Source organism: Streptomyces sp. NPDC001068 (assembly GCF_042897315.1).
Lineage (GTDB): Bacteria > Actinomycetota > Actinomycetes > Streptomycetales > Streptomycetaceae > Streptomyces.
The window spans coordinates 287,101-303,830 of record NZ_JBIAYD010000013.1 but is presented as its reverse complement, the minus strand read 5'-3'; the positions used below and the strand labels follow the sequence as shown (position 1 = coordinate 303,830).

At 68.7% G+C, this 16,730-nt stretch carries 17 protein-coding genes and 1 pseudogene; 9 read left to right on the top strand and 9 right to left on the bottom strand.

What is annotated here, in order from left to right; all coding sequences use genetic code 11:
* Nucleotides 1-12 precede the first annotated feature (12 nt).
* Nucleotides 13-855 (bottom strand): IclR family transcriptional regulator, encoded by an 843-nt coding sequence (locus tag ACFY3I_RS34190; RefSeq protein WP_390864878.1) that lies wholly within the window; start codon nucleotides 853-855, stop codon nucleotides 13-15.
* Nucleotides 856-1,127: 272 nt separating this feature from the next.
* On the opposite strand from ACFY3I_RS34190, the gene ACFY3I_RS34185 reads away from it, so the two are divergent.
* Both ACFY3I_RS34185 and ACFY3I_RS34180 read left to right on the top strand, forming a co-directional pair.
* Complete coding sequence (locus ACFY3I_RS34185; protein ID WP_390864877.1) at nucleotides 1,128-2,078, top strand: amidohydrolase family protein; 951 nt, start codon at nucleotides 1,128-1,130, stop codon at nucleotides 2,076-2,078.
* 52 nt (nucleotides 2,079-2,130) lie between these two features.
* Nucleotides 2,131-2,817: a TetR/AcrR family transcriptional regulator gene (locus ACFY3I_RS34180; RefSeq protein ID WP_390864876.1), complete on the top strand. Its 687-nt coding sequence runs from the start codon at nucleotides 2,131-2,133 to the stop codon at nucleotides 2,815-2,817.
* 66 nt (nucleotides 2,818-2,883) lie between these two features.
* Here the strand turns inward: ACFY3I_RS34180 and ACFY3I_RS34175 are convergent, their stop codons facing one another.
* The 3 genes from ACFY3I_RS34175 to ACFY3I_RS34165 form a co-directional block, all read right to left on the bottom strand.
* Nucleotides 2,884-3,819, bottom strand: a complete 936-nt coding sequence (locus ACFY3I_RS34175; protein ID WP_390864875.1) for an alpha/beta hydrolase family protein — start codon at nucleotides 3,817-3,819, stop codon at nucleotides 2,884-2,886.
* Nucleotides 3,820-3,960: 141 nt separating this feature from the next.
* On the bottom strand, nucleotides 3,961-4,464 hold the full coding sequence (locus ACFY3I_RS34170; protein ID WP_390864874.1) for an acetoacetate decarboxylase family protein: 504 nt from the start codon (nucleotides 4,462-4,464) through the stop codon (nucleotides 3,961-3,963).
* Nucleotides 4,465-5,118: a TetR/AcrR family transcriptional regulator gene (locus ACFY3I_RS34165; protein WP_390864873.1), complete on the bottom strand. Its 654-nt coding sequence runs from the start codon at nucleotides 5,116-5,118 to the stop codon at nucleotides 4,465-4,467.
* A 787-nt stretch (nucleotides 5,119-5,905) separates the two neighbouring features.
* Here ACFY3I_RS34165 and ACFY3I_RS34160 point away from each other — a divergent pair.
* Both ACFY3I_RS34160 and ACFY3I_RS34155 read left to right on the top strand, forming a co-directional pair.
* On the top strand, nucleotides 5,906-6,841 hold the full coding sequence (locus ACFY3I_RS34160) for a hypothetical protein (RefSeq protein ID WP_390864872.1): 936 nt from the start codon (nucleotides 5,906-5,908) through the stop codon (nucleotides 6,839-6,841).
* A gap of 113 nt (nucleotides 6,842-6,954) precedes the next feature.
* A complete protein-coding gene (locus ACFY3I_RS34155; protein WP_390864871.1) occupies nucleotides 6,955-7,947 on the top strand; it encodes a LacI family DNA-binding transcriptional regulator in 993 nt (330 codons plus the stop codon).
* A 203-nt stretch (nucleotides 7,948-8,150) separates the two neighbouring features.
* Here ACFY3I_RS34155 and ACFY3I_RS34150 read toward each other — a convergent pair whose 3' ends face one another.
* Both ACFY3I_RS34150 and ACFY3I_RS34145 read right to left on the bottom strand, forming a co-directional pair.
* Nucleotides 8,151-8,921, bottom strand: coding sequence for a DUF4142 domain-containing protein (locus tag ACFY3I_RS34150; protein ID WP_390864870.1), 771 nt, complete (start codon nucleotides 8,919-8,921; stop codon nucleotides 8,151-8,153).
* 152 nt (nucleotides 8,922-9,073) lie between these two features.
* Entirely contained in the window at nucleotides 9,074-9,646 is a 573-nt protein-coding gene (locus ACFY3I_RS34145) for a TetR family transcriptional regulator (protein WP_351328743.1), read from the bottom strand.
* Between the two features lie 94 nt (nucleotides 9,647-9,740).
* Between ACFY3I_RS34145 and ACFY3I_RS34140 the strand changes: the two genes are divergently transcribed.
* Nucleotides 9,741-10,715, top strand: a complete 975-nt coding sequence (locus ACFY3I_RS34140; RefSeq protein ID WP_390864869.1) for an aldo/keto reductase — start codon at nucleotides 9,741-9,743, stop codon at nucleotides 10,713-10,715.
* Between the two features lie 64 nt (nucleotides 10,716-10,779).
* Complete coding sequence (locus tag ACFY3I_RS34135; protein ID WP_390864868.1) at nucleotides 10,780-11,232, top strand: nuclear transport factor 2 family protein; 453 nt, start codon at nucleotides 10,780-10,782, stop codon at nucleotides 11,230-11,232.
* 137 nt (nucleotides 11,233-11,369) lie between these two features.
* Here ACFY3I_RS34135 and ACFY3I_RS34130 read toward each other — a convergent pair.
* Nucleotides 11,370-11,780, bottom strand: a pseudogene (locus tag ACFY3I_RS34130) (MarR family winged helix-turn-helix transcriptional regulator); the annotation flags it as partial.
* 791 nt (nucleotides 11,781-12,571) lie between these two features.
* Between ACFY3I_RS34130 and ACFY3I_RS34125 the strand changes: the two are divergent.
* The 3 genes from ACFY3I_RS34125 (at nucleotide 12,572) to ACFY3I_RS34115 (ending at nucleotide 14,474) form a co-directional block, all read left to right on the top strand.
* Nucleotides 12,572-12,844, top strand: a complete 273-nt coding sequence (locus ACFY3I_RS34125; RefSeq protein ID WP_390864867.1) for a hypothetical protein — start codon at nucleotides 12,572-12,574, stop codon at nucleotides 12,842-12,844.
* 84 nt (nucleotides 12,845-12,928) lie between these two features.
* Entirely contained in the window at nucleotides 12,929-13,324 is a 396-nt protein-coding gene (locus ACFY3I_RS34120; protein ID WP_390864866.1) for a DUF5994 family protein, read from the top strand.
* A 151-nt stretch (nucleotides 13,325-13,475) separates the two neighbouring features.
* Nucleotides 13,476-14,474: a slipin family protein gene (locus ACFY3I_RS34115; protein ID WP_390864865.1), complete on the top strand. Its 999-nt coding sequence runs from the start codon at nucleotides 13,476-13,478 to the stop codon at nucleotides 14,472-14,474.
* A 405-nt stretch (nucleotides 14,475-14,879) separates the two neighbouring features.
* On the opposite strand, the gene ACFY3I_RS34110 is transcribed toward ACFY3I_RS34115, so the two are convergent.
* Together ACFY3I_RS34110 and ACFY3I_RS34105 are read right to left on the bottom strand one after the other, a co-directional pair.
* Nucleotides 14,880-15,866, bottom strand: a complete 987-nt coding sequence (locus tag ACFY3I_RS34110) for a YihY/virulence factor BrkB family protein (protein WP_390864864.1) — start codon at nucleotides 15,864-15,866, stop codon at nucleotides 14,880-14,882.
* 83 nt (nucleotides 15,867-15,949) lie between these two features.
* Nucleotides 15,950-16,675 (bottom strand): DUF1990 family protein, encoded by a 726-nt coding sequence (locus ACFY3I_RS34105; protein ID WP_390864862.1) that lies wholly within the window; start codon nucleotides 16,673-16,675, stop codon nucleotides 15,950-15,952.
* Between the last annotated feature and the right edge of the window lie 55 nt (nucleotides 16,676-16,730).

Below are 16,730 nucleotides of genomic sequence, written 5' to 3'. Positions count from 1 at the left end.
AGTCTACGCGGATCATGACACTCGGGCTTCGAGCGCGTCGGTCTGCAGCAGGGCACGGGCAATCCGCGCCGAGGTCTCCTGGAGGACGGGGACGAACTGCTCACCGGCGCCGACGGACGCGGGGAAACACACGGAGATCGCCGCCGCGGCCCGGCCCCGGGTGACGATGGGGACGGCCAGGCAGTGCAGGCCGGGCACGGCCTCCTGGCGGTCGGTCGCCACACGGCGGGCGAGTGCCTGCGACAGCGCGCCGCTGAGAGCCTGCCGGTCGGTGACGGTGGCGGGGGTGCGCCGTGCCAGCGGGCCGTCGAGAACCGTGGCAACCGTCCGCTCGTCGGAGAACGCGAGGATGGCCTTGCCCAGCGCTGTCATGTGCGCCTCCAGCCGGTCGCCGACCGGTACCGGGTTCAGCGATCCACGGCCGCCCACCTTGGCGAGGTACAGGACGTCGCGGCCGCGCAGCACGCCGAGCTGGACGAGGTGACCGGTCCGGGTGGCGGCCTGCACCAGGTGGGGCATCGCCACCTCCCGCAGCACGATCTCCCCCGAACGGCTGCCGAACGAGAACATCAGCGGGCCCAGCCGGTAGTCCTCCCCTCCCCTGGCCAGCGCACCGAGTTCCACCAGCATCTTGACCACGCGGTGCGCGGTCGACTTGGGCAAGCCGCTGCGACGGCTGATCTCGCTCAGGGTCAGCAGATTACGGTCCCGGTCGAAGACGCCCAGGATGGCGAACGCCTTCCACAGGATCGATGAGGAGGCGCCACCCAGCGGCTCGCCGTCTCCCGCCGTCGGCCCCAGCGAGTATGCGGCGCCCGCGTCCGTCTCCGCCTGAGGGGAAAAGGCGCTGTCCATGGGGCCTCCCGTACTAGAACGCTCGCACTAGAAGGAGCGCTCTAGTACCGTACTACCGACGGCCTGGTCGAGGCCACCCGGAGGATTCACGCGGTTGGCCCGGCTGTCACCCGGCCTCCGGACACGGGGACCGCGCCCCCTGGCGGACCGGCCCGCGTTCCGGAGGACGGAACCGGCGCTGGCGCGATCCGGGGCACTGGCCGTATTCGTGTCCGGGTGTGCAGGCAGGACCGCACAGATACGAAGAAGACGCCGTTCGAGGAGCCGATCGCATGAGCCGCGACCGAATCGATGTACATACGCACTACATGGGCGGAACCGTGGCCCGCCTCATGGAGAAGACCGTCTTCCCCGGCGGGTTCCGCATCGCGCCGTGGACGGTGGCCGGTGCGCTCGGATTCATGGACGAGCGCGAAATCGCCGCCCAGGTGCTGTCGTTCCCGTCGGTCCTGGCCGGCATGGAAGAACCGGGCCTCGCCGTCCGGCTCGCCCGGGACATCAACGAGGAGCTCGCCGACGTCGTACGGGCTCGCCCCGACCGTTTCGGCGCCTTCGCCTCGCTCCCGCTCGACGCGCCGGACGACGCGGTGAAGGAGATCACGTACGCCCTCGACACGCTCGGCCTCGACGGTGTCGTACTGCCCTCCAACGCGAAGGGTCAGTACTTCGGCGAGCCGTTCTTCGAACCGGTCCTCGCCGAGCTGGCCCGCCGGCGGACCCCGGTCCTCGTCCACCCCGAGAGCTGCCCGCACATCGACGTGCTCGGGATGGGCCGGGTGGCATCCGTCGTCGAGTTCCCGCTGGACACCGCCCGCAACATCGTCAATGCCGTCTACCGGGGTGCCTTCCGGCGCCACCCGGGTCTCACGCTCATCCTCGCCCACGCCGGCGGGGCGCTGCCCACCCTCGGCTGGCGGATCGCCGCGCACAGCGCGACAGGACGTGCGCCCCAGGACGCGGCGATCGACGCGGGCCACGTGTCCGAGGCGCTGCGGAGCCTGTACTACGAGACCGCGCTGGCCGGCAGCCGCACCTCACTGCTGCCGACTCTGGAGGTCACCGGCGCCGACCACGTGCTCTTCGGTACGGACTGGCCCGCCGCCCCCGTCGCCGTCGTCGACGACAACATCGAGAACCTCACCGGCTTCGACGGCTTCACCCCCGGGGAACTCGCCGCCGTCGAACGCACCAACGCCACACGGCTCTTCCCCCGCTTCGCCTGACATCCCACGGCTCCTGAGGCGAGGACGAGCCGGCCGTGGGATCACCCGGCAGATGACCGCATTGCGCGCGACGAGTGATCGACTGCCGCCGGACGTGCTGGAGGCCACCATCATGACGAACCCAGCGCCACCGCACCGCCGGCGCATGACCCCCGAACGCGAGGCGGAGATCTACGCGGTGGTCCTGCGCGTCATCCAGGACGGCGGATACGAGGCCCTCACCCTGGACAAACTCGCCGCACACACCCGGTGCAGCAAAGCCACCCTGTACCGCCGATGGAGCGGCAAGCCCGACCTGGTCGTCAGCGCCATCCGGCACGAAATGCCCGACGAGATCCACACCATCGACACCGGTTCCCTGCTCGGCGACCTGCGGGCCTTGACCGCGCTGGAAAGCGACGACACGGTCTACCGGCGATCGGCCCTGCTACGGAGCGTGGCCGTAGCGGCACGGGCGGACCCCGCTCTGCTCCAGGCGGTGCACAGGAATCTCCTCGCGCCGCCGACCGCGGCTCTGCGCCGGATGGTCCAGCACGCCGTCGACCGGGGCGAGGTCGATCAGAACTGTCCGGCTCTCGCCTTCGTGCCGACCATGCTCTTCGGAGCCGTGATCGTCCACGACCTCTTCCACGACCAGGCGCCGGCACCAGAGACACTCGCCTCCTACATCACAGCCGTCGTCCTGCCGGCCCTCCTTCGGCCGCCCGCGCACCAAGAGCCGCTCGGACGGGCCCGATGACCACGCGGGCGGCCCACGGGGCTTTCCGTGGGCCGCCCGCGCTACGGGGCGCTCAGCCCACGGTGCTCATGGCTTCGCGGAGTACACCACACCGTCGAGATTCTGGGCCGCGGAACCCCACACCTGGTCGTACAGCGTGGTGTCGACGCCCAGTGTGTACAACAGCCAGGCAGTCGTGATGCCGTCGGTGAGTTTCTGCTGCGCGGCGCGTGTGATGGTCCCGCTGTCACAGCCGATGCCCGAGCTGTCCTCGAATCCGCAGTGGAACCCTCCGGTGATGACGCGGAGTTGGGCCGCGGACGGCTTGGCGTCGTACATCTTCTGCTGGTTGGCGGCGACACCGGCGACGGTGTCCGCGCTGCCGCCGAGGTATTGGACGGGCATGGTCAGCGTGCCTGACGCGGTGACGGCCGAGGGGTTGGTCTCCGCGGCCGCCAGGGTGGAGACGGACTTGACGGCCGGGTTGCGGCTCGCGGCGAGCAATGCCGCTCCCCCGCCCATCGAGTGCCCGGACACGGCGAGACGGCTGGTGTTCACCGCGCCCGCGAACCTCGACCCGGTCGTGCTGTTCTGGCTGGTGAGCCAGGTGAGTGCGGCGTTCAGGTCGTCGGCGAAGGCCGAGTGGCTCGGGAACAGGCCGCCCTGGGACTTCGGGGCGACGGTGATGACGCCCCAGGACGCGTAGTGCTTGAGCAGGGTCTCGTACTGGGTGATGGCCTGGAAGAAGCCGTGACCGAACGCGAGGCCCGGGTGGGCACCGGCCGCGACCGGCGCGTTCGCCCCCGCGGTCGTGCCGGGGTACCAGACCCGCGCGCTGTAGGAGCGGCCCGAGGCCGACACGGTGACGTCGGTGTAGGCGACGGGATACGACCCCGTGGAGGAGGGGTCGGTCGCCCGCACCTGGACGGCCGGCTGCGATGCGTGAGCCGCCGGCGAGAGGGTCATGGCGGCTGTGGCGGTCAGCAGCACCGCGGTCAAGGACCGCAGGATTGTACGGAACACGAGATCACCTTTTCTGTGGGGACGAAACAGTGATGTCCGGTGGTACGTCTCCGTGCCGTCCGGGTGTGCGGTCGGAGGTGAGCGCCGCGAGGACCGCTCAGTGCCCGAAGCGCAGGGTGAAGTCCCGCAGGGTGAGGCTGATCAGGGGGGTTCGACGGCCGAGCGCACCGAGCCGGCCGGTGCCGTCCACTCGGCATCCGCCAGTCGCAGGGCGGCGCTGCTGCGGACCGGACTGGTCTTGATCCGGCCGTCCGCTGTCTGGGCGAGCTTGTAGGCCATGAGCCGGCGTCCGGGCAGGTGCCTCCGCACGGCGTTCCGTCCGGCGGCGAGTTCCCCCTCGTCCGTTCGGGCAGCGAAAGAGGTGAGCCGCGCGCGGTGAACCTCGAAGGTCGCCATCTCCTTGGGAATGCCCCACAGGGCGCGACCGCCGGCCATGGAGACCTCGCTGTCGACCCAGATGCCGGTGACGCGGACACGGGGGCGTGCACCGTCACGGGTCAGGACGGCGGTCAGGAGTTCTTGGTATCGCGTCCGTTCCGTGGGGGACTGGAGGCGCACGGCGGTGATGGTGAGCGAGGAAGTGACGCAAAGGCCGGTGGAGAGGAGGGGAGCCGTCGATGACGAGGAAGTCGTGGTCGAAGTCACTCATCGCTCGTCTCCTCTTCTGAAGTCGGCGAGCAGCGGCGTGATGAGACGTTCGAGATGCTCGCGCCGGTCCTCGGGAGGAATTCCGCTCAGCGGAAGGGGGTGGTCCGGCGCGGCGACGTGCGAGACCAGCGCGAGATGCGGCAGGAGAACCAGAAGGATCGCCAGCAGAGCATCGAGATCGGCGTCCTTGCGCAGGTCTCCGACGGCGACGGCCCGGTCCAGCAGAGGACGGAGACCCGCCAGGTAGACGGCGTTCACCGGCACGCGGACCGCGTCCCGGACCGCCGGGTCCATCTCCATGTTGGTGGCGGCGGCCACGCCGCGCTCCAGCGGCCGGCGTGCGAAATAGTCGAGCCAGGCCTCCAGCGCGTCGACGAGGTGGGTGCAGAAGTCGCCGGTCCCGTCGTAGCCCTCGAGCCAGGGTCGCATGTGTGTGTAGACGCGCAGCGAGGTCTGCTCGGCGACGTAGGTGAAGAGGTCGAGTTTGCCCGAGAAGTACTGGAACAGTGAGCCCTTGGCGACACCGGCCTCACGGGCGATCACGTTCAGGCTGCCGGTGGAGTAGCCGTGGGTGCCGAACTCGTCCATCGCGGCGACAAGGACGCGCTCACGGCGGGCCGGCGACAGCCGGGTCCAGGTGGGCGTGGGCACGGGCACACCTCCTATGACCGGACGGTCATGTGACCGCCCGGTCATGGTGGAGCGTCCTCTGTCACATGTCAACGAGTCTGACTGGCATGCCTGTTGGCGAGGGTCCACGCACCCGTTGAGAGCGCGTCGCGCGCCGTCCGGCCTGTGATCCGCCGGCGTCATGACCGACTGGTCACAAGACGGTCGCCATGCGGAACCCGTCGCCTCCACCAGGCACACCCTTCAGGTCGACGCGCCGGCCTCCCTGAAGGAACTGGCCAGAGAGCGCATTCGACAGGCGGTTCGGCGTCAGCGGGACGGCCACGTTCCCCTCGGGGGCAACGCAGCCGACTGACGTGCATAGATAGCTCGGACACAGATCCGTCAAGGCTGTCGCCGATGACGTAATCGATTACGCTACGAGAGGAGCGCAGCCGGCCGAGTCGTGCACTCCGATCTGACGAACCGTCACAGTAAGTGATGTCCGGGAGCCGTGACCCCGCATTCGACGCCGGGCACACGGCGGGAGACCAGACCTCGCACGCAAAGGTGAAACCGCGTGAAGCGCTTCGACACGCAGGTCGCCCGTGCACCGGCGCAGGGCAACCGAGCGTGTTCCTCTGCGTGTTCGAGACTTCCGCCAGGAGATGCCTGCTCCGCGCGCAGCGGTATGGATCCGAGCGCGGAAATCGCTATCCTCCCGAATCAGCGCGAGGCTTCCTGTCATAGTTTTTTTAGGCACTTTGACCGGAGCCGCGGGCCGCGCGTTCGACGTTGCCGACCTCCTCACGATTCGTCAGGGGTGTTCATGTCCGGACAGAACAACCACCCGCGTGGCCGGGAAAGTCAACTTCCGTTCTCCGACGCCGAGCTGATTGCTCAACTGGCCCGCACGGAACCACCCGCACACGAGACGGTACAGCTCTTTCGCGGCCGCCATATGCCGTCACTCTTTCGTCATGCCTGGCAGTGTGCGCCCGAAGAACGCTATGCCAACCAGCTCGCATGGCAGGCGATTTCGATCACGGAGACGGCCGCGACCGCAGGCCGTTTCAGACCACGGGCCGTCCGGCACAGCATGCTGATTTTGATTCAGGAACTCGCCGCGGAGTGGGCTGGCGACGAGCGCGGACACCGCCTGCACCCCGACTTCGTCCGGTGGCTGACGAGCCGCGGAGTCGATCCGGCTCTCGCCGTTCCTGGATGGGCGCGTCGCAACGTCATGCTCCGAGCCCTGCGTCGCACACCTCAACACGAGCAAGAACTGCTCTGGTACATCGAGGTCGAAGGCAGCAGCGCCGAGGTGGCCTGCCTGCACGCGGGAACGACCGTGGAGGAGTTCGCGTACCACTATGATCACGCCTTGCTCACGCTGGGCCGCAACTATCTGCAGGCCTACCTGGAGATCGACGACGCAAGTCCTGAATGTCGCGGATACGTACGCATCATGGACACCGCAGCACGGCGGTCCCAACTCGACATAAGCCCGGAATTCTCCGATCACCGAAGCAGGTGCAGGCGATGCGAAGGCGCGGTGCGTGAACTGGAGGCCCTTTATCACCTTCCCGGACGCGCACTCATATCAGCCCTACTCGGCTACGGGCTGAAAACGTACTCCGAGCATTCTCCGGACCAGGCGGGTCATCCGCATTCGCCTTCCGGGGATCAGATGGAGTCGGCGAGGAGCGGACTGCGCGCACATTCCTGGCGTCGGACCGCTCACCGAGGGAACCGACGGCGGTGACGACGGCGCTGACCGCATACAGTGGCAGCCGTCACGTGCGATGCGGTGCCGCGTTCTCCAGTCGCGACCGGGGGCCGGACAGCGAGAGGCGACGGATGCAGGCGGGAGGGTCGATGCGGCGCCGAGTGACCATGACCGACGTCGCCCGTGCGGCCGGGGTCTCTTCGGCGACCGTCTCCTACGTCCTGAGCGGCAAGCGTCCAGTTGCCGAAGAGACACGGCATGCTGTCGAAGAGGCCGTCAGGCGGCTCGGTTTCACCCTGAACCCGGTGGCACGCAGCCTCCGCACCGGACGGTCCACCCTCGTCGCCCTCATCGTCCCGGACATCGCCAACCCGTTCTACGCGCACCTGGCCGGCGCGCTGCAGGACCAACTGCGGGCGCGCGGCTACCACGTGGTCGTCAGCAACACCGCCGCCCGCCGGGAAACCGAGGAGGATCTGCTGCGCGAGGTCGTCGGCCAGCGGTTCGCGGGCGTCGTCATGACACCGTTCCGGCTCGACCGGGACGCGTTCAAGGATCTGCGGCGGGCGGGTGTCCCCGCTGTGGTCAGTGCCGACGTCGAGTTCAGTGATGTCGATCTCGTCATGCCGGACTCCACCGCCGCGGTGCAGCGGGCGCTGGCCCTGCTGGCCGCCTCGGGACGGCGGCGCGTCGGTGTGATCGCCGGCCCCGAGGACGCGACCGGCGGTGACCCTCGCCTGGAACGCATCAAAGACGCGGCCGCAGCGGCGGGACTGAGCATTCCCGAGGACCTGGTCATCCCCGGGGAGCACACCCGCCGAGCCGGAGTGCTCGGCTTCGAGCGCCTGATGGCCGCGCGCCTCAGGCCGGATGCCGTGATGTGCGTCAACGACGTCACCGCTGTCGGTGTCATGGACGGTGCCGAGCAGGCGGGGGTGGAGATACCCGCAGACATCGCTGTCATCGGCCACGACGACATCGACTTCGCTTCGCTCGTGCGACCACGACTGACCACGATCAGCTACCCCGCCCGGCAAGTGGGCGAAAGCGCGGCCCGGCTTCTCCTTCAGCAGATGGACGGCCGCGCGTCCTGCCGTGTCGAACGTGTCGTCGCGGACCTCGTCGTGCGGTCCTCGACGTAGCGGCCGACCCGGCCGTGGGAAGGCCCCTCGTCGTGGTGCCGGGCGCGAACTGCGTCCGGAACCAAGGAGTTTGGCCCAGCGACAGGGATAGGACAGCCCGGCGGATCGCCGAGGCCCTGCGCCTCTGGGTCTGGTCTGGTCTGGCCTGGCCTGGCCTGGCCTGGCCTGGCCGACAGGATGGCGGATCTCCTGAACGCAGGCCCTCAGCCGGTCGGCAGGACGGAACCGGGAGCCGCGCCGCCTGCGGAGATCGCGTCGATGTTCACCGGAGTGGACGTGGCGCTGGGCGGCGGGGCGAGGACGACCGTCGGCTGGCCGAAGGCCGGAGGAGGCGGGGTCAGGTCGGACGCGGGCAGCGTAGGCGGGGTGGTCTGCTTCGCGAGGGTCTGCTCGAAGTCGACCAGGCCGGTCTTCTCCATGACCGTGATGTGATCGAGCACGGTGTCGTTGGCCTGGTCCGCCAGGGCGCGAACCAGCGTGTTCTTGGTGGTGGAGCGGATCTTCGCCACCGTGTTGAAGATCGATCCGTGGGTCATCCGCAGGATGTTGGCGAAGTCCGTGTCGAACTGCTCGCCGTTGTCGGCTGTCAGCGTGAACACGAACCCCTGCTGCTGGGGGCTCGCGACGTTGGGCAGCGTGATGTTCAGCATGGGTGCGATCTTGCGGCAGGTCGTGTCCAGTGCGGAGTGTCCGTCGACGAGGTGTTGACTCGCGATGACGACCGCCTTGGAAGTGCCCTTCTGCAATCCCATCTGCCCGACCGGGTATTCCCACAGCCCAGCCGCGCGGACCTTGACGACGAAGTCCCGGTCCGACTCGGTGAGCGGACCCCACTGCGTCTGGGCGATGACGGTGTCGTGCGAGGTCGAGGCAGCGCCGGCGCCCAGGGTGCCCGGGTAGACGAACGCCGCGAGCGCAAGGCTCGCAGCACCACCGACGACGAAGGCTCCCGCCACAGTCCAAGAGAGGCGCACTGAAACTCCTGCAGGTCGTAGATCCGTCCGGGGACAGGTGCCCAACAGCATTACGGACGGAAGGCCCACGCGTCTCGACAGCCTTGGTCATTGATTCCAGCGGGATCCGGTGCGAGGGATCCGGCCGGCGGTGACCCCGGCGGCACGCAGGATCAGCCGCCAACGCTCGCAAAGGCCAGGTCGAGGAGGTCACCGAAGCTGCCGGCACCGTCGTCGGCGATCCAGCCCGCGAAGGCGACGTCGAGACAGGACAGCCCGGCCACGATGACCGCCTGCGCGGGAACGTCGCCGCCACGGGGCGCGGCAAGGCGTGCGGCCATGACGGGCGTGATCATCTCCGCCCAGACGATGTGCTTTTCGAGATTGCGCGCACGCAGGGACGCGGTGGCGATGATCACCCGCATGGCACGCAGGGTGCGTTCGGGGTCGGCGTCGGCGATGTCGACGATCGGCTGAAGGGCGGCCCGCATGGCCTGCCAGGGCACCTCGTCGGCGGGCCGGGCGGCCAGCGCGTCCCGCACGAGGAGGCCAGGGCCCGCCGGGTCGACGATGACGGCGTCCTCTTTGGTCGGGAAGTAGCGGAAGAAGCTGCGGCTGGAGATACCGGCAGCGACGGCGATGTCCTCGACCGTCGTCTCGTCGAAGCCCTTGGCGTCGAAAAGAGCCAGCGCGTGTTCCGCGATGGCCCCGCGAATGGCTTCCCGCGCTTGCTCTCTCAACCCCATGGACGCATCATACATTGCCACAGTTGACAGTCACTGACACCTTCGTCATACAGTGACAAGGCAATCAGCAGGCAGCGCTATCCAGGAGAGACAGATGCACCAGCGCACACTCGGCGGTCAGGGCCTCACGGTCTCCGCCATCGGTTACGGATCCATGGGCATCAGTTCGGCCTACGGACCGGCCGACGCCACCGCGGGCGCCACCGCCATCCGCCACGCCTACGACCTGGGCGTGACCTTCTTCGACACCGCGGAGCTCTACGGCTGGGGCGAGAACGAGAAGGTGCTCGGCGCAGCGGTCAAGGGCTTCCGCGACGATGTCGTCATCGCGACCAAGTTCGGCTTCACCCGCGAGTACGGATTCGACAGCCGTCCGGAACACATCCGCGAGGTCGTCGACAACAGCCTGCGCCACCTCGGGATGGACCACATCGATGTGCTCTACCAGCACCGGGTCGACCCCGCCGTCCCCATCGAGGACGTCGTCGGCACGATGAAGGAGTTCGTCGACGCCGGCAAGGTCAGGTACCTCGGTCTGAGCGAAGCCGGCCCGCAGACCCTGCGCCGGGCGCACGCCGTCCACCCCGTCTCGGTGCTGCAGACCGAGTACTCGCTGTTCGCGCGGGAGGTCGAGGCGCTGTTCCCCACGCTCGACGAACTCGGCATCGGCCTGGTGGCCTACTCACCGCTCGCCCGTGGTTTCCTCACCGGCGCGGTGAAGCGCGCCGACCGGTACGACACCACCGACAGCCGGCACGCGGAAGCCGGCGTCTACCCCTGGTGGCAGCCCGGCAACTTCGAGACGAACCTCGACGCCGTGGAGCAGCTGGCCGAACTGGCCGCGGCCAGGGACACCACGGTCTCACAACTGGCGCTGGCATGGCTGCTGGCCCAGGGAGAGCACATCGTCCCGATCCCCGGCAGCCGCAACCCCGAACGCGTGGCACAGAACGCCGCCGCGCCGGACCTTCGGCTCACCGCGACGGAAATCGGCCGCATCAGGGAGATCCTGCCGAACGGTGCCCGCGGAGCCCGTATCAACGAGGCCCACGCCCCGGCCTGGATCTGACCCCGCCCCGCATCCGCCAGACCCGCGCCGGACCCACCTCCACCACACGACAGAGGACAGCACGATGAACGACTACACCACCCTCGAACAGCGCATTCAGCGCCTGGAGGACATCGAGGACATCAAGAAGCTCACCGCCACCTACTCCGACCACGTCAACAAGGGCTGGCTGGGCAAGGAGGTCGCATTCGACAAGCTGGCGAGCGTCTTCACCGCAGACGCCACCTGGACCTCAGCCGCGATGAACGTCGACGCCCACGGAATCGACGCCATCGTCGAGATGCTCCGCGAGCGCACCGCCGGCGGCACCTTCGCCATGCACAGCTTCACCAACCCGATCATCGAGGTCGACGGAGACACCGCCACCGGCAACTGGCTCCTGTGGGTGGCCGTCGCCGACGACGGCCACCCCAATGAAGTCCACCAGAGTGAGGACCTGCGCTACACACGCACCGCCGACGGCTGGCGCATCCAGGCCCTGAACCTGCACTTCGGCCAGATGCTCCTCACCCCCTGACACTTAAGGGCGCGCCCCTGCCCGCGCCGCCATAGGCCGGGCCGCCGGACGTCCTCTCGACGACGCCGTGCTGTTCGCCGGCGGCTCCGGGCCCGGAGTGCCCGGACATCGCGGCGCCTCCCTCGGGCTCGCTCCTCTTCGTCGCCGTCGCGCAGAGAGTCGATCATGTTCCGCAGGAGGCGGAACGCGTCTGACCGCTCGGTCTCCGTCATGCCGGCCAGCATTCTGACCTCGACGGACCGGACGGCCACGGTCGCGCTCGCCAGGCTCCGTCGGCCGCGAGGGGTGAGCCGCGTGGGAAGGACCTTCCCGACGGGAGCCTGCGCGGGCCTGGTCACGTAGCCGTCCCGTTCCAGCGCCTGGAGCAGGACGTTCATCGACTGCCGGGTCACGAACGCGCCTCGCGCGAGTTCGGAGTTCGACAAGCCCGGCCGCTGAGCCAGCAGTTCCAGGCAGGAGTAGTGCGTCACGCTCATCCCGAGCGGCCGCAGCACCTCCTCCATGGCCACGCGGAGCGCGCTCGACGCCTCCTTCAGCAGATAGCCCAGTGACGCAAGACCGCGTCGGACACCACACGCGTATCACACCGCCGAGTCGGCGGTCGCGTGCCCGAACCGCGGGCCGGGGTCTGCGCGGGTGCGCAGTCGCTAAGGCCGCACGTTGGCCGACGTGGCTGTGGGCGGCCGTCCGGTACTGATCGAGTTGTCGGTGCGGAGGTTGTTCCGCGACGGTCCGCACTGCGGTCGGCGGACGGGTCGGCCCAGGCAACCGACCGCAACCGCCGGGCGAAGTCCGTACGGCAAGCCGGAGGAGTAACCTGGAGTTACCGAGGGTATTCCGCGCACCGGCCTCCATGCCGGTGTCATTTTCGGCGATTGCTCACGCCGGACCGATTCCGACCGGTCCGGAGCAGGGTTCGCGTCATGACTGCGACCGTTTCGTACCCGCCGATACTCGGACACCCGCCCGCCGCTCCCCCTCTCCCCATGTCGTCGACTTCCACCGGCTCGACACCGGCACTCCTGCATGGCGCCTGGTGGCCCCGCTGCCCTGGTCCGGAGGCGACTCTGGCCTCAGCCGCCTCGCTGATGGCCGCCGCGAACGACCTATTGCGCACGTCGACCACAGGCCGACTGATGGAGGAGACGGCGCGCCTGCGCACCGTGACAGAGACCGACCCGGGCATACAGTCCGTCTGGGATGCCGAAGACGGCCGAAGGCGGACACGGGGAGTGCGCTCCGATCGCAGCCCGCGGATGCCGGCCGTCACCGCTCCGGTACCCGGCATCAAGCCAGTAGCCCTTCCGACAGCACATCCGGTGCGGGGGATGTGAGGGCCGTGGAAACCTTCGTGACCGTGACCGTGACCGTGATCGTGGTCCTGGTGATGGTGGCCGTGGGCGTGCTCCTGATCCATCTGCTCAACGACCGGCACGACGACCGCATCCGCGATTTCCCCTGCGGCCGCGCCCAGGCCGCTGTCCTGGAACCTGCGCCATCAGCCCAGCAGAAGGCTGGCGGTCGTGCCGGAACGAACGGTATCGGCGACCACCGCGACGGGGGACGCGGACGGCTCCGGCCATGGCGGCGGACTCGGGCACAAGGGAAGTGAGTCGCCATGCTCGCTACGCGACCCGTCAGGCTTCTGGCAGATACCAGCGGTGAGCCGGTGCTCCCCGGCACCGCGGTCCTGCGGATGGAGACGACCGCCCGTCGCACGGGGACATTCGACGGCGCCTGGTGGCCGAGAACGCGCGACCCTGAGAGCCAGCTTGACGGACTGCTCGTCGCGTTGACCGCCCGGCTGGGACCCATCGCCCGCGTCGGCATCGACGCCGGCGGGTGGGACAGCGCACCGAGCCGCCTGGTCGTCGAGGGGCATCCGGTCCGTATCGATTGGTCCGCCACCGACGACAGCACGATGATCGTCACCCGTGGAAACCAGGACCACTTCCTGTTCCTGGTGATCCCTCCGGGGACGGCTCCCGCGCCCGCACGCGCCGCCATGGCCATGGCGGTGCAGGACGACGGCGCCGTCTCGGCCGAGCAAATTCTGGCCGCAACCGGCATCACTCGGGCCCGGCCGGATTGACATACCGCCCACCGCTCGGCGATTCGCGCAACCCGCGGCCCGGGACCCCGGCCGCCGCACCACGTTACAACGGGCCGGGTCCTCCGGTGCCGTGTGCTTCCCGGGCCTCTCTGGTTCGGGGACACCATCGACGCGAAGGAATGTGAGAACCATGGGTGTTCTGATCACCGTGCTGGCGGTCTGCGCCGCGGTCGGGCTGGTCCTGCTCGGCCTGAGCGTGCGCAACGTCCAGCAGTACGAGAAGGGTGTGGTGTTCCGTTTCGGGCGGCTGCTCCCGGACATCCGCGGGCCGGGCCTGCGTGTGATCCGGCCGATCGGGGACCGGATGCGGAAGGTGTCCGTGCAGACCGAGGTCCTGGGTATCCCGCCGCAGGGCTCCATCACCGCCGACAACGTGACACTCACCGTCGACGCGGTCGTCTACTTCAGGGTCATCGACCCCGTCAAGGCCCTGGTGAACGTCCGCGACTACCCCAGCGCCGTCTCCCAGATCGCCCAGACGTCGCTCCGCTCGGTCATCGGCAGGGCCGACCTGGACACGCTGCTCTCCGACCGAGACCACATCAACGCGGAACTCAAGAAGGTGATGGACGCGCCCACCGAGGAACCCTGGGGACTGCGCATCGAACGCGTCGAGATCAAGGACATCGCCCTTCCGGAGTCGATGATGCGCTCCATGTCCAAGCAGGCCGAGGCCGAGCGGGAACGCCGGGCCCGGGTCATCGCCGCCGACGGAGAGTTCCAGGCGTCCCAGCGGCTGACCGACGCCGCCGCGACCATGGCCGACACCCCCGGAGCACTCCAACTGCGCCTGCTGCAGACCGTCGTGGACGTCTCCGCCGAGAAGAACAGCACCCTCGTCATGCCCTTCCCCGTGGAGATGCTCCGCTTCTTCGACCACCAGAGCAGGGAAACCGACGACGAGGCCGAGGCCAACGGACGGCTCGTGCGCCGGAGTGGTTCACGCTCCGCGCAGCCCGAACTGACCGTCCCTGTCAAGCCGGTCGTCCCTGCCTTGCCTCTGAGCGGAGAACGCGTCGGCTCCGGCGGCGAGCGGATCGGCAGTCGCGCGGCAGTGGCGCGGGAACGGCGGGACAACTGGCCCGCACGAGCGGACTCCGACCCCGACGGGTCACGTGTCCACGGCTGATCCCCGCCCGGTCCCGTGCATTCGCCGGGAGTGAGAAGACGTGTGCCACGGCCAGTCGTCCACCGGTCGTCCGTCGCCGAGTCGGTGGGCGTAGTTGACCATCCGTCCAACGCTCCACCGACAAGGGAAGTCGCCCGGCGCTGACTTGCGGCACGGCGTAGGACCATGCCACTGCGGATCACCCGGGTGACACATTTCGTGGCAGGCAAGGGTTTCGCCCGCTGCCTCGGGCGGCGATGCCTGGGCCTTGGCCTGGGCATCCGCAGTGCGAGATCACTGTGGTACGCGCAAAGGACGGGGAGCGGTGGGATTCGCGTGAGGGGCGACCCCAAGGTTCACGTGAAGGGCCGCTGACCCTGCGCGGTCTCCACATGTGCCGAGCCGGCTCCTGCGTCGCGGACCGCTTCAGCCCAGGCGACGGTGTTCCTCCGCGCTCCACGCGCGGGTGTCACGCGGCGGGAGGTACGGCTCTTCGCCCCTGGGCAGTCCGCCGACGATGGCACGCCGGCGGGCCAGCTCCGCGTCGAACTCCAGGCCCAGCAGGACCGCGATGTTGCTGATCCACAGCCACATCAGGAAAACGATCACCCCGGCGAGCGTGCCGTACGTCTTGTTGTACGACGCGAAGTGCGCCACGTAGAACGCGAAGCCCGCCGAGGCGATCATCCAGACCAACAGGGCCAGCACACTGCCAGGAGTGACCCATCGGAAGCCGCGGCCCTTCACGTTCGGCGCCGCCCAGTACAGGATCGCCACCATGGCCATGACCAGCACGACCAGCCCCGGCCACTTCGCGATCGACCACACCTTGAGCGCGAAGCCCCCGATCCCCAGCGCCGAACCGGCGGCGCGGGCCAGACCACCGGTGAACACCACGATCAACGCGCTCACCACCGTCAGGACCAGCAGTACGACGGTGACGCCGACCCGAATCGGCAGCACCTTCCACATCGGCCGGCCCTCGGGCATGTCGTACACCACGTTGGCACTGCGGATGAACGCCGCGACGTAGCCGGAGGCCGACCACACCGCCAACACGACGCCGGCCACGGCGACGATCGAGCCGATGCCGCCGGACGCCTGAAGCTGACGAACCGCGTCGGTGATGACGTCCCGGGCCGAACTCGGCGCCAGTTTCTCGACGTTGTCCAGGACCTGCTGGGTCGCCGACCTGCCGGCGATACCGAGCAGCGACACCAGAACCAGCAGCGCCGGGAAGAGCGACAGGATTCCGTAGTACGTCAACGCCGCGGCACGGTCGGCTAGTTCATCGTTCTGGAATTCCCTGGCCGTGCCCTTTACCACTGCCCACAGGGACCCTTTCGGAAGTGCGGTGGGCCTGTCCGGCGCAGGGCTCTCGGCCTGCTGTCCGGGTCCCTTTGTCCGTCGCATACCACTGGGGTATCCCCGCCCGGCTCAACCATGTGTCCGAGACCGCAGCCGTTCTTCGCAGACGCGGGCGGAGCCATCGGCGCTCAGCCGGGGGCTACCCAGTGAATCGCGAGGGCGTCGAGGCGATACGGCCAGGCGTCGGACGGTGCCCACACCAGTTGCCCCGTCCGTGTCGACCGCCCCGGGGGTTGATGCGGGGCGCTCTCCACAAAGCGTTGCAGGCGCGCGATGCACTCCCGGTAGGAACGCAACTGGGTCGGCCGCCCGAAGAGCTGCCAACCGAGTCGGACGACTCGGCCCAGGGCCGGGGAACCCTGCGAATAGCAGGAGACGACGAAACACACCTCGCCCGTGTCGCAGTGCTTCACCACCTCGTAGGCCACCTTTCCACGTTCGAGGTGTCCTTCGAGAGTCTCGTACGCCCATCCCCAGACTCGGGCATCGCCGCGGCAGCGGTCGACGACCTCAGTGACGCGTACACCGCAGTAGAAATGCAGGCCGTAGAAGCGCGCTTCGAGCAACATGTCCCGGCCGAGGAGGGGCTTCTCCGGGTCGTACACCGCCCGCACGATTCGCGGAGGCGAGAACTCGTAGTCCCGGACGAACCGGCAGGCCCGCTCCCACGTTCCGCCCGGATCCGGAAACCCTGGACCTTCCGCCGGCAGGGGCGCACTGTACGTGTCGATGTTCCAGGCCGGGCGCCGCACCTCCTCGACGGCGTAATTGACGCGAGCGTCCGCGAGCCTCCGCAGAAGGCGAGCTGCGTCGACGCGTCCGAAGACGCGATCGCGGGAGGCGACAGGGGTCAAATATGCGCATTGCCGGGCATAAACTACCGAAAGTACAAGAGACCCCGGTGTCACG

Excerpts from the sequence above, each read along its gene's own strand:
- ACFY3I_RS34190 (WP_390864878.1), bottom strand. The coding sequence starts at position 855 with ATGGACAGCGCCTTTTCCCCTCAGGCGGAGACGGACGCGGGCGCCGCA.
- ACFY3I_RS34185 (WP_390864877.1), top strand. The coding sequence starts at position 1,128 with ATGAGCCGCGACCGAATCGATGTACATACGCACTACATGGGCGGAACC.
- ACFY3I_RS34180 (WP_390864876.1), top strand. The coding sequence starts at position 2,131 with ATGACCGCATTGCGCGCGACGAGTGATCGACTGCCGCCGGACGTGCTG.
- ACFY3I_RS34160 (WP_390864872.1), top strand. The coding sequence starts at position 5,906 with ATGTCCGGACAGAACAACCACCCGCGTGGCCGGGAAAGTCAACTTCCG.
- ACFY3I_RS34155 (WP_390864871.1), top strand. The coding sequence starts at position 6,955 with ATGCGGCGCCGAGTGACCATGACCGACGTCGCCCGTGCGGCCGGGGTC.
- ACFY3I_RS34145 (WP_351328743.1), bottom strand. The coding sequence starts at position 9,646 with ATGGGGTTGAGAGAGCAAGCGCGGGAAGCCATTCGCGGGGCCATCGCG.
- ACFY3I_RS34140 (WP_390864869.1), top strand. The coding sequence starts at position 9,741 with ATGCACCAGCGCACACTCGGCGGTCAGGGCCTCACGGTCTCCGCCATC.
- ACFY3I_RS34135 (WP_390864868.1), top strand. The coding sequence starts at position 10,780 with ATGAACGACTACACCACCCTCGAACAGCGCATTCAGCGCCTGGAGGAC.
- ACFY3I_RS34120 (WP_390864866.1), top strand. The coding sequence starts at position 12,929 with ATGGAGACGACCGCCCGTCGCACGGGGACATTCGACGGCGCCTGGTGG.
- ACFY3I_RS34115 (WP_390864865.1), top strand. The coding sequence starts at position 13,476 with ATGGGTGTTCTGATCACCGTGCTGGCGGTCTGCGCCGCGGTCGGGCTG.
- ACFY3I_RS34110 (WP_390864864.1), bottom strand. The coding sequence starts at position 15,866 with ATGCGACGGACAAAGGGACCCGGACAGCAGGCCGAGAGCCCTGCGCCG.